13 protein-coding genes are annotated in these 12,689 nt (G+C 44.2%); 2 read left to right on the top strand and 11 right to left on the bottom strand.

Annotated elements, in window-relative coordinates; translation table 11 throughout:
* Positions 1-70: 70 nt before the first annotated feature.
* The 3 genes from ACMAZD_RS16770 to ACMAZD_RS16780 form a co-directional block, all read right to left on the bottom strand.
* A complete protein-coding gene (locus ACMAZD_RS16770; protein ID WP_435247991.1) occupies positions 71-949 on the bottom strand; it encodes a class I SAM-dependent methyltransferase in 879 nt (292 codons plus the stop codon).
* Between the two features lie 97 nt (positions 950-1,046).
* Positions 1,047-1,667: a transcriptional repressor LexA gene (lexA, locus tag ACMAZD_RS16775; RefSeq protein WP_017104719.1), complete on the bottom strand. Its 621-nt coding sequence runs from the start codon at positions 1,665-1,667 to the stop codon at positions 1,047-1,049.
* 94 nt (positions 1,668-1,761) lie between these two features.
* Positions 1,762-2,124, bottom strand: a complete 363-nt coding sequence (locus ACMAZD_RS16780; RefSeq protein ID WP_435247992.1) for a diacylglycerol kinase — start codon at positions 2,122-2,124, stop codon at positions 1,762-1,764.
* Positions 2,125-2,343: 219 nt separating this feature from the next.
* On the opposite strand from ACMAZD_RS16780, the gene plsB reads away from it, so the two are divergent.
* Positions 2,344-4,767: a glycerol-3-phosphate 1-O-acyltransferase PlsB gene (gene plsB / locus ACMAZD_RS16785; RefSeq protein WP_435247993.1), complete on the top strand. Its 2,424-nt coding sequence runs from the start codon at positions 2,344-2,346 to the stop codon at positions 4,765-4,767.
* 104 nt (positions 4,768-4,871) lie between these two features.
* On the opposite strand, the gene ubiA is transcribed toward plsB, so the two are convergent.
* The gene (ubiA, locus tag ACMAZD_RS16790) at positions 4,872-5,726 is read right to left on the bottom strand and encodes a 4-hydroxybenzoate octaprenyltransferase (RefSeq protein ID WP_435247994.1); all 855 of its coding nucleotides are present in this window, start codon (positions 5,724-5,726) and stop codon (positions 4,872-4,874) included.
* Entirely contained in the window at positions 5,727-6,266 is a 540-nt protein-coding gene (locus ACMAZD_RS16795) for a chorismate lyase (protein ID WP_435247995.1), read from the bottom strand.
* Between the two features lie 162 nt (positions 6,267-6,428).
* On the opposite strand from ACMAZD_RS16795, the gene ACMAZD_RS16800 reads away from it, so the two are divergent.
* Entirely contained in the window at positions 6,429-6,836 is a 408-nt protein-coding gene (locus tag ACMAZD_RS16800) for a flagellar basal body-associated protein FliL (protein WP_435247996.1), read from the top strand.
* Positions 6,837-6,925: 89 nt separating this feature from the next.
* Here ACMAZD_RS16800 and glpG read toward each other — a convergent pair whose 3' ends face one another.
* The 6 genes from glpG to ftsY all read right to left on the bottom strand — a co-directional run bounded on the left by glpG (position 6,926) and on the right by ftsY (position 12,545).
* A complete protein-coding gene (gene glpG, locus ACMAZD_RS16805) occupies positions 6,926-7,768 on the bottom strand; it encodes a rhomboid family intramembrane serine protease GlpG (protein WP_435247997.1) in 843 nt (280 codons plus the stop codon).
* Between the two features lie 41 nt (positions 7,769-7,809).
* Positions 7,810-8,130 carry a thiosulfate sulfurtransferase GlpE gene (gene glpE, locus ACMAZD_RS16810; RefSeq protein WP_017104726.1) on the bottom strand — a complete coding sequence of 107 codons (321 nt, stop codon included), beginning with the start codon at positions 8,128-8,130 and terminating at the stop codon, positions 7,810-7,812.
* Positions 8,131-8,546: 416 nt separating this feature from the next.
* Entirely contained in the window at positions 8,547-9,404 is an 858-nt protein-coding gene (gene rpoH / locus ACMAZD_RS16815; protein WP_029225660.1) for an RNA polymerase sigma factor RpoH, read from the bottom strand.
* Between the two features lie 177 nt (positions 9,405-9,581).
* Positions 9,582-10,538, bottom strand: coding sequence for a permease-like cell division protein FtsX (gene ftsX, locus ACMAZD_RS16820; RefSeq protein WP_435247998.1), 957 nt, complete (start codon positions 10,536-10,538; stop codon positions 9,582-9,584).
* The gene (gene ftsE / locus ACMAZD_RS16825) at positions 10,528-11,202 is read right to left on the bottom strand and encodes a cell division ATP-binding protein FtsE (protein WP_435247999.1); all 675 of its coding nucleotides are present in this window, start codon (positions 11,200-11,202) and stop codon (positions 10,528-10,530) included. Before ftsE ends, ftsX begins: the two co-directional genes overlap by 11 nt.
* Positions 11,203-11,279: 77 nt before the next feature.
* Entirely contained in the window at positions 11,280-12,545 is a 1,266-nt protein-coding gene (gene ftsY, locus ACMAZD_RS16830; RefSeq protein ID WP_435248000.1) for a signal recognition particle-docking protein FtsY, read from the bottom strand.
* Positions 12,546-12,689 lie beyond the last annotated feature (144 nt).

Below are 12,689 nucleotides of genomic sequence, written 5' to 3' on the forward strand. Positions count from 1 at the left end.
TTCACTATGTTGTGTACTTTATGTCTTGCTTAGCTTTTGCCAAGCTATCTGTTGATAGAAAAAGCTAGCATTACCATTTAACGAGTACTAATTGAGGCGTTAAACGCTTTTTAAACTGAGAAATTTTACACAACAATCGCTGCCACAACTTCCAACGATTACATTGCTGTTCTAAAGGTGAAAACGATTTAACCCATTGCGCCCATGGCAACCAGTTAAGGACGCTGTCTATTGGTGAAGACAACCCGTGAGCATACTCACCAGATCCCAGCTTCTGCCCCAACGTACTTGAGCTCTTATCTCCAGCCAATACTAAGCAGGCGTGGGCGTGAGTAAAATAACGACTGAGAGACTGAATAAAATGTGCCGTCTGCTGTTCATGGCAATCAAGCAGAGCGTGTTCACATACCACCATTACTGAGGCTTGCTCTGGGATGTTCAGTTCATCGAGCCACGTCAGATCGTCAACCGAGCCACACTCCAGACGATAGCGTTCATTTTTGTGGAACAAGCGTTGGCGCCAAACTAAGTTCTCTGTGACATCCAATTCAACCCAATGACAACGGCCATTATCTAAACGGTAGAAACGCGTATCAAGCCCAGCACCAACATTAATGATCCAAGCATCTGGGTTATGAGATAAAAACTGCTGTACCTGAGAATCGCAAAGCTGAGTCAATGTGGCATAGAGAAGTTGTTGTTGGTCGAGTTCACCAGTAAGACATTCAGGGGCTAGTTGGCAACGCTTGCAGGCTTGAGCTGCAATAGGATCATAAACTAGACCATCATCGGCAAGACTTTCGCGACTGCGAAACCAAAGGTGTTGAACGAGATTGGTCGGAACTTGAAATTCTTGATGTGCAGACCCTCGATCAGAAGAAGCCTTTTGATCAGAGGAGCGCGGCTTACGAACAAGCGGCTTCATTTGAGGTTTGGTTGAGTTTGGCATCATCATCTTCCTTGTATCTCGACAAAGAAGATGATAATGAATATCAATTACAATAACAAGTTATTGAGAATAAATATCAATAAGCTGCTTGTAATGACTACATCCAGTCCGTATTACGAATAATACCAACCGCAAGTCCTTCAATAGACAGGTGTTGGGATTCTAAGTCCACGTGAATTGGAGAAAACTCTTCATTTTCAGCATGTAACAGAACGGTAGAACCTTTACGTTCTAGACGTTTTACCGTTACATCATCGTCGACGCGAGCAACAACCACTTGTCCATCACGCACGTCTTGTGTTTTATGCACGGCCAATAAATCGCCATCCATAATACCGATGTCTTTCATACTTTCGCCATTTACGCGAAGTAAGAAGTCAGCTTGTGGCTTAAACATACCTGGGTCAACTTGGTAATGCATTTCTACATGCTCTTGAGCCAAAATAGGCTCGCCAGCGGCAACCTGACCGATTAATGGTAAACCTTGCTCTTCGTTCGCTGCATCTTCAAGCAAAATACGAATACCGCGAGACGCACCCGGGATAATCTCAATCGCTTCTTTACGAGCAAGAGCTTTCAAATGTTCTTCTGCAGCATTAGCAGAACGGAAGCCTAGTTCGCGTGCAATTTCTGCGCGTGTCGGTGGCATACCGAAATCGTCAATCTTACTTTTGATAAGATCGAAAACTTGTTGTTGGCGGGGCGTTAAGGGCTTCATGATTCACCTGTCTTTTTATACAGTTGACTGTGAGTATATCCAGTAACCGAACAAAAGCAAAGCAATTGGTTGTTTTTAGTTCATTTTTCAAAAATCACAAACATAAAATGTCTAGCCAAACATAACCCGCCAAGCCTAAACAGACAAAAACCGCAGCAGAACCGGCATCTTTAGCCATGCCCGCTAACTCATGATGTTCACTGCCAATCCGATCAACGACCGCTTCAATCGCCGTATTGATCAACTCGACAACCATCACCAACACGACTGCTGAAATCATCAAGATTCTCTCAACTTGGCTTACATCTAAGTAAAACGCCAACGGAATAAGTACTGCGGCCATGAATACTTCTTGTCGAAATGCCGCCTCGTTTTTAAACGAGCTCGTGATGCCTTGCCATGAAAAGCCCGCCGCTTTCACGATACGTTTGAATCCGGTGTTTGATTTTTTGGTCATTTTTAACCCTATACTCAATCAGTCGATGAATGATTTTCCACAAACTTAACGGCAATATGACTATTTCCATTAAAAGGTTAGACCAGTTTCTGGTATTCTTGCATCGATTAAATTTACGCCTAGGCTTATCCCTATTTCACTCACAGGATTTATCCTTTCATCATAGAAATAGAAATACGCTTAAGCACATTGAAATAACTATTGAGGCAGTGAACCTATATGTCTTCTGGACAATCTTTTTCACGTTCATTAATGAAGCTACCTTTATCCGTTTTGGTAAAGGGCACATCAATACCTTCAAATCCAGTTGAGGATTTGAACATTGATTTAGGCAAACCGATTGTATACGCCTTACCATTTCGCTCAAGTGTCGACCTACTTACGCTGCAAAAGCACGCGCTGGAATTGGGCTTACCCGATCCTTTTAGCAAGCTTGAAATAAACGGCAAATCACTGCAACGCTTCGTGTTCATCTCTTCCCGCAAAACATTGCTGCAAGATGATGACTATGTTCCAAGCTCTTCAATTGAAGTTTTCTCTGAGCTGCTTTCACTGCATGCTGAAGACTCAGAGCTTGATGTTCAAGTTATCCCAGCGACGGTATTGTGGGGACGTAAGCCGGGTAAAGAGAATAACCAGAAACCTTACCTACAAGCAATGAACGGCTTAGAAAAATCAAAAGCCGTATTGCTGGCTGGTCGTGACTGTCTGGTTCGTTTTAGCCCAGTTGTCTCTCTACGCTACATGGCTAACTCACACGGCACCGATAGCACTATCGCGCATAAGCTTGCTCGTGTGGCACGCATTCACTTCTCACGTCAAAAGCTTGCAGCATCAGGTCCTAACCTGCCAAGCCGCCAAGCACTGTTCGATCGCCTATTAAAATCAGCAGCAATCAAGAAGGCGATAGAAGACGAAGCTGAAGCAAAAAATATTTCCATAGAGAAAGCGAGCAAAGAAGCTCAGGACATCATGGATGAGATCGCAGCTAACTTCTCTTACTCATTAATTAAACGCGGTGAGAAGATTCTTGGTTGGTTGTGGAATAAGTTGTACCAAGGTCTGCATATTAGCAACGCTTCAACGGTTCGTAAGCTAGCTCAAGACGGACACGAAATTGTTTACGTGCCTTGTCACCGTAGCCACATGGATTACTTACTGCTTTCTTACGTACTTTATCATGAAGGCATGGTTCCTCCGCATATCGCTGCGGGTATCAACCTCAACTTCTTCCCTGCCGGTCCTATTTTCCGTCACGGCGGTGCGTTCTTCATTCGTCGTAGCTTTAAAGGCAACAAACTGTACTCTACGATTTTCCGTGAATACCTAGCCGAACTGTTCGCTAAAGGTTACTCAGTTGAATACTTCAGTGAAGGTGGTCGCTCTCGTACGGGTCGTCTACTGCAAGCGAAAACGGGCATGCTAGCGATGACCATTCAAGCCATGCTGCGTGGCATGAACCGCCCTGTTACTTTGGTTCCGGTGTACATCGGTTATGAACACGTAATGGAAGTGGCTACTTATGCGAAAGAGCTTCGTGGTAAGCGCAAAGAGAAAGAGAATGCGAGCCTTGTGATTCGTACTCTGCGTAAGCTACGCAACTTTGGTAAAGGTTATGTGAACTTCGGTGAGCCGATCCAACTTAACCAATATCTGAACGAGCACGCACCAGAGTGGACTAAAGACATCGATCCAATGGGCACCAGCAAACCACAATGGATGAATCCTGTGGTTAACGATCTGGCGACTAAGATGATGACGCACATTAACGATGCAGCAGCGACTAATGCACTGACACTCTGTGCGACCGCGCTACTCTCATCTCGACAGCGTGCATTGTCTCGTGATTCTCTAGTTTCGCAAATCAACTGCTACCTGTCTCTGCTTAAGAACGTTCCTTACTCGGATACTTTCACAGTGCCTAAAGACAGTGCTGAAGACTTAGTCAAACACGCAGAGTCATTGAACAAGTTCTTGATTGAATCAGACACGATGGGCGACATCATTTCACTTGATCGTCACCAATCTATTCTAATGACTTACTACCGTAATAACATCATCCATTTGTTTGCACTGCCATCACTGATTGCTCAGATGACAATTCGCCAGCGTGGTATCTCAATCGCGAATATTCAAAAGAATGTCGCGGCGATCTACCCGTTTTTGAAGAAAGAGCTGTTCTTAAGCTATGACGAAGATCAGCTTGAAGATGTGGTTGCGAACATCATTAATGAACTAGTCAGCCAAGGCATGATTGTCGTTTCTGACGGTGGAGTAACGATCAACCAATCAAATAGCCAAGCACTGATGCTATTAGGTCGCACGATTTCAGAAACTTTACAGCGTTACTCAATTGCGTTGAATCTGTTGGCAGAGAACCCTGATCTTGATAAATCCGATCTTGAACAGAAGAGCCAAGACATCGCGCAACGACTGGGGCGTTTACATGGTATCAACGCTCCAGAGTTTTTCGACAAAGGTGTATTCGCCTCGATGTTTGCAACACTGAAACAGCAGCAATACCTTGATAACGATGGTAACTGTTATATAGAAAAGACTCAGCAATTCGCTAAGCTTCTTTACTCGATGCTTTACCCAGAGGTCCGTCTGACTATTCAAGAGAGTATTCACCAAGCAGAGTAATCTCTTGCTATACCGTGAATATCTGTTCAAGGTTTGATTGAACACGATCGAAAAAGGCACCCAATGGGTGCCTTTTTATTTGGAGCTGATTCAATGACCAAAACTTACCAGAAGGTAATGAATAAGCCTGCTGTCACTGCCATTCCAACGTAGTTATTGTTTAGAAAAGCTTGGAAACATAAGTCTCGGTCACGATGACGCATCAAATGTTGTTGATACACAAACAAACTGCCTGCCACTAACAACGCCCAATAGAAGGTATCACCCAACTGGTAATGCATGCCTAGCGCAATCAACATTGCCAGTGTCACTAATTGTAAGAAGCCAACGATAAGCTTGTCGAAGCGGCCAAATAAAATGGCGGTCGATTTGATACCAATTTTAAGGTCATCATCTCGGTCAACCATCGCATATTGTGTGTCGTAGGCTATTGTCCAAAGCGCATTAATCACGAAAATAAACCACACTACACTTGGTAGTTCATTGGTTTGAGCAGCCCATGCCATTGGAATCGCCCAACTAAAAGCTAACCCAAGAAACAGTTGTGGAAGATGTGTAAAGCGCTTCATAAAAGGATAGATAAAGGCTAATCCAACACCGATAACAGAAAGCTTAATCGTCAACGGGTTCATGGTTAACACCAACAAGAATGAAACCACCGCCAGCACTAAGAAGAGTAATATCGCTTCTTTACTGGAAACTAAACCTGAAGGCAATGGGCGCTGCTTGGTACGTTTTACATGACCATCGACTTTACGATCAGCAAAGTCATTGATCACACAGCCCGCCGAGCGCATCAACACGACGCCGAGTACGAAAACAACCAAGACATCAAAATCTGGCATGCCTTGTGCGGCAATAACCAGAGACCATAAGGTCGGCCAAAGGAGTAATAAGGTACCAATTGGGCGATTCATTCGCGTTAACTGCCAATACGCTTTCGCTTTGGTGGCCAGCATTTACACATTCTCCTTAGAGTAAATTGGGGCTGTGAGTAAAAACAGCTCTGCCACAAGCATTGGCTTGTGGTTCATCCATAATCGAGAGCGGCGTGCGAGCAATCGTTCATCGCCAGCAATAACCCAACCGACTTGCAGCGCATCTCGCTTCACGTTCTCTGCGCTGAAAACCGTTAAACCAAGCGGAATATTACCTTGTTGAGAAAGGTCTGAATGCTGATCGTCTAACGTGACTCTGGGAATTAGGGTACGACCTAACACCCACGGGGTATCATCACCCTTTAAAATTACTTTACGCAGCAAGCAATCAAACGATGATAAAAGATGTTCCTCGTCTTGTTGTAGCCTTGAGCGTTCTACAACTTGGTTATGAAGCAACTCAACAGACAGGTGCTGACAGCTCTTGGCCAACTTACGGGAAAGAGAACCTTGCTCCATCAGCCACTCTTTGGTGGTTTCATTAGGAAAATCAAATGTTTCTGTACTTTGCCAATCTACATTCATTAACGAATTAAGATACAGCGATATTGGCTGATTCATACTAGTATTCAATAGGTGACTTTACACGTACAATAAAGCTTCAACTTTCGAACAAAATTAAAGCGTTCTTCGAATTGTAAACGTATTTAAATTTAGACCGCTCATTGTAACAAGACAAACGCGTTTCGAATATCGCGAATAAACTAAAGAAAAATCACAAATATGCACAAACGTTATGTAACCCAAATATTTCTTGCGATTACCCTACTCTTTTCAGCATCAAGTTTTGCAGAAGAAGAGTCTGGACCTAAACTCGCCTACTTCACACTAGAGCCTGACCTCACTACCAATTTTTACACTAAAGGTAAAAATCTTGGCTATATTCAGGTACGCCTCGACATCATGGTAGCAAACAGTGATGACCTTGCGGCCATTGAGCATCATCAACCTTTAATTCGTGATGCAGTGATTGAATTACTTGGCAAACAAAACGAAGAAACCATTAAATCGCTGTCTGGTCGTGAAGATTTAAGAAAAGGCCTAGTTGAGCATCTCAATAAGATTCTGCTTCCGGAAACAGGCAAAACGATCATTGCTGACTTACTGTTTACCAAGTACCTCTACCAGTAACAGTCATCGCAAATAGATTCCCAATAAAAAAGCGGCCAGTGGCCGCTTTTTTTGTTTTTATCGTTTCTCTATCAATGAGAGAGCATTATTTAACTTCTTGCTGCGTTCGGCGCTTTAATTGCGTCAATCAAACCAATAATCACACCGGCAGCTAAGCCAGCTAGATGCGCAGTATTGGCGATGGCCATGAATGGCTGCATATAACCTAAGACTAACCATACCAACATAAAGCCGACGATTTGTCTTGGGATACCTAAGCCAAGCTGAGGTGCTTTTGCACCCACTACCCACAAGTAACCGACCAACGCATATACTACGCCAGAAAGACCACCAAAGTTCGCACCCTCAACCCAGTATTGCCCAGCACCAGAAAGTGCAGAAGACACAGCAAAGATCTGAAGTAGTTTGAGACCGCCTAACTTTTTCTCAATATCTCCGCCCAGTTGCCACCACCACAAGATATTAAATGCAATGTGCATAACAGAGAAATGCAAAACAGCGTGACTTAACCAGCGCCAAAGCTGCCATTGTTGCCCATCAACCGCAGGAAAGTGCAAGGCGTTAAAGATTGCCTGACCAAAACCTATCTGCTGCAGAGCAAAAATAACGACACATACCAGTATAATACTGAGCGTCACTGGGCCAGCTTTTGCTTTTATCATGCCCATGAAACTCGGGGTGTGATAATGAAAGTTGCTCTTTCTAGTTTCCGCCATATCCCAAGACGCTGCTTGGTAGCGTTTATGGTTTGGCTCAGACAAGAAACGATTGAGCTCTGATTCCGTCTCGACCTGATACTGATCATCCGTCAGCCAAAGAGCAAAACGCCCCTCACCTTCAGGAGACATTTGAATAGGGATCTGGCGAGAAGCCATGTAATCAATAAATGCTTGAGCAAGACGCGGGTTATCTAACACCATCAGTCTAATCATTATCACTTCCTATTCATTCTACTGAGAAACGTTTAACGCCACTAACCAGCGTTCACTGGAAGCTCTGCGCGATGCCAGGCTTCAAACCCACCATCAACACTATATACCTCTTCGAAGCCTTGGTTCACTAAATATTGTGCAGCGCCTTGGCTACTAATGCCGTGATAGCACATCACCAAAATAGGCTGTTCAAACTCAACTTCATCCATAAACGACACCATCGTATCGTTCGTTAGGTGATAAGCGGTTTTAGAGTGAGCGACCGCAAAAGACTGCGGATCGCGGATATCGACAAGTCGAGCTTCACCTTGCTCTATAAGGGCTTGAGCACCTTTAACATCGATATGTTTAAACTGGTCCATGACTTTCTCTTTTATGCTGATTTACTTTGCTGCCATTGTAACCTATCCCAAGGCTAACAATCACATCCACTTAATAAGGTTATCCACCAGCGATCACTTTTACACCGATTGTGGATAAACCTGTGAATTGCGTGAATAAAGTGTTTTTTGGAGAATGGATCCACAACATATAGTAATGATCCTGATCTAGCTGTGGGTTACTTAAAACATATCCCCACACCAAAAACCCTTCCAAAGCCTTACTACACCCTGCTTTTAGACAGCTGACGAATAAACTTCTCACAGAGTTATCCACAAAATCACAATGCAAATATCGATCGCAAAAGTTGATAATTCGATCCAAAATAAAAAGGCCGAGATCTCTCGATCTCGGCCTTTTCAAATTCTAACTTTTTATGCTGCTGTTAGTTTAGTGCTTAGAAGTCGCCAACGGCTTGTTTCAACTTCTTCATGGCATTCTTCTCTAACTGACGTACACGCTCAGCTGAGATGCTGTAGGTATCCGCTAAGTCTTGCAAGGTCGACTTGTTATCATCCAACCAACGTGAACGCACAATGTGCTGGCTGCGTTCGTCTAAGCTCTTCAAAGCGAGCCCTAAACGATTATTGGTATGAGATTCCCAGTTAGCCGCTTCAACCGTTTCAGCAACGTCTGACGCTTTGTCTTCTAGGTAGTAAACCGGAGCCGTGTAAGCAGAACCGCCTTCGTCGTCATCCATCGGTGCTTCAAAGGTCGCATCTTGTGCCGCTAAGCGAGATTCCATTTCACGAACTTCTGAGGGCTCAACACCCAGTTCACGCGCAACAGCCTCAACTTCACCATTATTGAACCAGCCTAAACGCTTCTTAGATTTACGTAGGTTAAAGAACAGTTTGCGCTGTGCTTTGGTTGTCGCAATCTTAACGATACGCCAGTTACGTAGTACATATTCATGAATCTCAGCTTTGATCCAGTGAACAGCAAAAGAAACCAGTCGAACACCCACTTCAGGGTTGAAGCGCTTCACCGCCTTCATTAGGCCGATGTTACCTTCTTGGACGAGATCAGCCATTGGCAGCCCGTAGCCAGAGTAGCCTCTTGCAACGTGCACCACGAATCTTAGGTGTGAAAGGATCAAACCTTTCGCAGCATCGATCTCACCTTTGTAATGTAATCGCTCTGCAAGTCCACGTTCCTCTTCAGGCGTCAGCATTGGGTAGCTGTTCGCTGAGCGGATATAGCTATCTAAGCTATCTTGTGTGACTAAAGCCATTTGATACGATTGGTTTGCCATTCGGTTCCTCATCAATCTCTGATCTGGAGTAATATATCTATTAAAACCCGACAATCTTGAACCTAAAATGAACAGGATTCAAGAAGGGGGAAGTAATTATGCATAATCAATTCGTCTATACAAGGTAAAAACTGATTAAAAAGTGCCTATTTATCGTCTAAATATGACTCTATTCAACTAAACAGGTTCAATTTCTTTTAGGTGGCGCTGTGCGGAAAGCTTCGCAGCCACGCTACCTAATAGGGTTCCAACGATCAAAAGCAGTAATGATTCGTCCCAACTTAAGCCAATCAATCTAAAGTGACTATCGTAAAGCTGAGCTAAATCATCAACTGCACTGTTAAGTAAAACAGTAATCAGCGCCGTCATTACCCAAGCGCAGATCGCGCCTAACACACCAAACCACATTCCAGAATATAGGTATGGGCGTAAAATGAAGCTATCGGTGGCACCAATCAGCTTCATAGTTTGAATCTCTTCTTTATGCGCCAACACATTAAACCGTAATGTATTGCCAATAATCAAAAACACAGCGCCCAACATAAGCACGGTTAATGTAATCACGATGACGGCCGCCAGTGTTTTAATCGCATCCAGCCTTGCAAGCCAATCTTCATCTAAACGAACATCGGTCACGAGCTCTTGCTTCTTAACCTTACTCGCCAATTCTTTGATTTGCTTGTCGTTGTGTACACTTGGCGTAATCACCAACACACCTGGCAACGAGTAATCATCTAAAATAGTCAGTGCATCATCAAAACCAGAATACTTGCTCAAATCAGCAAGGCCTTGTTGTGGTGAAATGTATTCAACCAACTCGACCTGATCCCAGCCTTCTATCTCATCTTTCAGCACTATCACTCGAGGCTCAGGAATTCCATCCTCTACATAAGCACTGATTTGTGATGGGCTGGTGACGTCTTTCGCCACTTCTCCAACGTTTTTACCTAGTAGATACAAACAGGCAGGCATCGCCAAAGCCATTGAGATAACAGCCAACGTCAGTAAATTACCCAGTGGACGCTGCCACATTTGCGAGAAAGACGATTTGGCTTGTTTCCAGTGAACAACAAAAAAGCCGTCACTGGCGGCTCGCTTAGAGTGAGGTTTCTTGATGCGCTTATTAGCGGTCATAATCTTCAACCTCACTCAAAAATCCTTGGTTTAATTCAAGATGACGGTATTGGGGGCGAGTGTTCACTAACCCGATATCGTGCGTCGCTAGGATGATCGTTACGCCCGCGCGGTTAAACTCTTCAAACAAGCGCAGGACACGGTTCGACAATTCAGGGTCTAGGTTACCGGTCGGCTCATCCGCTAAGAGCAGAGTTGGACGGTTAACCACAGCGCGAGCAATACCCACGCGTTGCTGCTCACCACCAGAAAGTTGGCTTGGCAAACAACAGGCTTTATCTAGTAAGCCGGTTTTATCCAACGCGGCACTGACTCGGCGCTTTATTTCATTTTCAGAAATAGATTCAATACGCATAGGCAGTGCGACGTTATCAAAGATAGAGCGATCCATCAGCAAGCGATGGTCTTGAAAGACAATCCCAATATTACGGCGTAAAAAGGGAATGTCTTTGGCTGGTATACGAGTGATATCGTGGTCGTTAAACCAAACGCGGCCATCCGTTGGACGCTCGATGGCGCAAATCAACTTCAGCAAGGTACTTTTACCAGCACCGGAGTGCCCGCCTAAAAATGCCATCTCTCCACGTTTGAGATGAAAGTCCACTTTTTGGAGCGCCTGGCGTCCGCCTCGGTAGGCTTTACTCACTTGCTGAAATTTGATCACCGAAAATTCCTCTTACGATCACTCATGTCAAACTTAAAACGGTAGCAGGTTAAGGATAAACCACTTTGCTACACGAGTTACTCTTCACGACTAAATAGTGCTTCAATAAAGTCTTTCGACTCAAATGGACGTAGGTCATCAATGCCTTCACCCACACCAATGTAACGAATTGGAATCTGGAACTGGTCAGCAATTGAGAAAATCACACCACCTTTCGCCGTACCATCTAGTTTAGTTAGCGTAATACCCGTTACCGGCGCGACTTCACTGAACAGTTTCGCTTGGCTGATCGCATTCTGACCAGTGCCTGCATCTAGCGTAAGCATGATTTCGTGCGGTGCAGAGTCATCAATCTTCTTCATTACACGAACAATCTTACGTAGCTCTTCCATCAAGTTGCTCTTGTTCTGTAAACGACCTGCCGTATCCGCAATCACGACATCAACACCACGTGCTTTAGCGGCTTCAATCGCATCGTAGATAACAGAAGCACTGTCTGCGCCAGTGTGTTGAGCAATCACAGGAACGTCATTACGTTGTCCCCAAACTTGAAGTTGCTCTACAGCAGCCGCACGGAAGGTATCACCGGCCGCCAGCATCACTTTTTTGCCTTCGCCTTGGAATTGTTTCGCCAGCTTACCGATAGTGGTCGTCTTACCCACACCGTTCACACCCACCATTAAAATAACATAAGGCGTTTTCGTTGTATCAACCATAAGAGGCTGTTCAACTTGGCTTAAGATTTCTGCCATCTCTTCTTTGAGCAGACCATATAGAGCTTCACCATCTTTTAGGTCATTGCGAGATGCTTTTTCTGTCAGGTTTTCAATGATCTTAACGGTAGTATTCATACCCACGTCAGCGATCAGAAGTTGCTCTTCTAGCTCTTCAAAAAGATCTTCATCGATTTGCTTCCCCTTGAACAAGCCAAAGAAGCCAACACCGATATTCGCTTTAGTACGGCTTAGGCTGCGCTTAAGACGCGCAAAAAAGCTTTCTGTTGGCTTCTCTTGAACTTCTTCAATCTTAGCTTGAGGAACAACAACTTCTTCCGGTTCTGCTTCTGCTTCTGCTTCTGCTTCTGCTTCTGCTTCTGCTTCTGCTAGGACAGGCTGCTGCTCTTCTTGAGTCTCTTCAAGCGCTTGATCTGATTCAGCAAGCTCAGATTCAACTGACTGAGTTTCAGTTTGCTTAGCTACTTCAGCTTCAGCCTCGACTTGTGATTCAACTTCAGTTTGCTCTTCAACGTTTTCTACGTTCGCTTCATTCTGAGTTTTTGGGCTTTGTTCTTCTTCACCAAAACCAAGCCACGATAATAATCCGCGCTTCTTTTTTTCCGTCATCAGAGGAGTTTCCTAGATCTACTAATTAACTGCATTGACTTAATGCACGTTGACTCTTTGCTATTGTTATACAATACAAGCTTGTACAAACGAATAGTAAAGAAAAATGACAAAGCAGTGATAAGTTTGCTTTTAGCTTGATAC

The sequence above is a fragment of the Vibrio sp. nBUS_14 genome, assembly GCF_051201655.1.
Taxonomy (GTDB): Bacteria; Pseudomonadota; Gammaproteobacteria; order Enterobacterales; family Vibrionaceae; genus Vibrio.

What these genes read in the sequence shown, in the direction of transcription:
- ACMAZD_RS16770 (WP_435247991.1), bottom strand. Translation starts at nt 949, where the DNA reads ATGCCAAACTCAACCAAACCTCAAATGAAGCCGCTTGTTCGTAAGCCG.
- lexA (WP_017104719.1), bottom strand. Translation starts at nt 1,667, where the DNA reads ATGAAGCCCTTAACGCCCCGCCAACAACAAGTTTTCGATCTTATCAAA.
- ACMAZD_RS16780 (WP_435247992.1), bottom strand. Translation starts at nt 2,124, where the DNA reads ATGACCAAAAAATCAAACACCGGATTCAAACGTATCGTGAAAGCGGCG.
- plsB (WP_435247993.1), top strand. Translation starts at nt 2,344, where the DNA reads ATGTCTTCTGGACAATCTTTTTCACGTTCATTAATGAAGCTACCTTTA.
- ubiA (WP_435247994.1), bottom strand. Translation starts at nt 5,726, where the DNA reads ATGCTGGCCACCAAAGCGAAAGCGTATTGGCAGTTAACGCGAATGAAT.
- ACMAZD_RS16795 (WP_435247995.1), bottom strand. Translation starts at nt 6,266, where the DNA reads ATGAATCAGCCAATATCGCTGTATCTTAATTCGTTAATGAATGTAGAT.
- ACMAZD_RS16800 (WP_435247996.1), top strand. Translation starts at nt 6,429, where the DNA reads ATGCACAAACGTTATGTAACCCAAATATTTCTTGCGATTACCCTACTC.
- glpG (WP_435247997.1), bottom strand. Translation starts at nt 7,768, where the DNA reads ATGATTAGACTGATGGTGTTAGATAACCCGCGTCTTGCTCAAGCATTT.
- glpE (WP_017104726.1), bottom strand. Translation starts at nt 8,130, where the DNA reads ATGGACCAGTTTAAACATATCGATGTTAAAGGTGCTCAAGCCCTTATA.
- rpoH (WP_029225660.1), bottom strand. Translation starts at nt 9,404, where the DNA reads ATGGCAAACCAATCGTATCAAATGGCTTTAGTCACACAAGATAGCTTA.
- ftsX (WP_435247998.1), bottom strand. Translation starts at nt 10,538, where the DNA reads ATGACCGCTAATAAGCGCATCAAGAAACCTCACTCTAAGCGAGCCGCC.
- ftsY (WP_435248000.1), bottom strand. Translation starts at nt 12,545, where the DNA reads ATGACGGAAAAAAAGAAGCGCGGATTATTATCGTGGCTTGGTTTTGGT.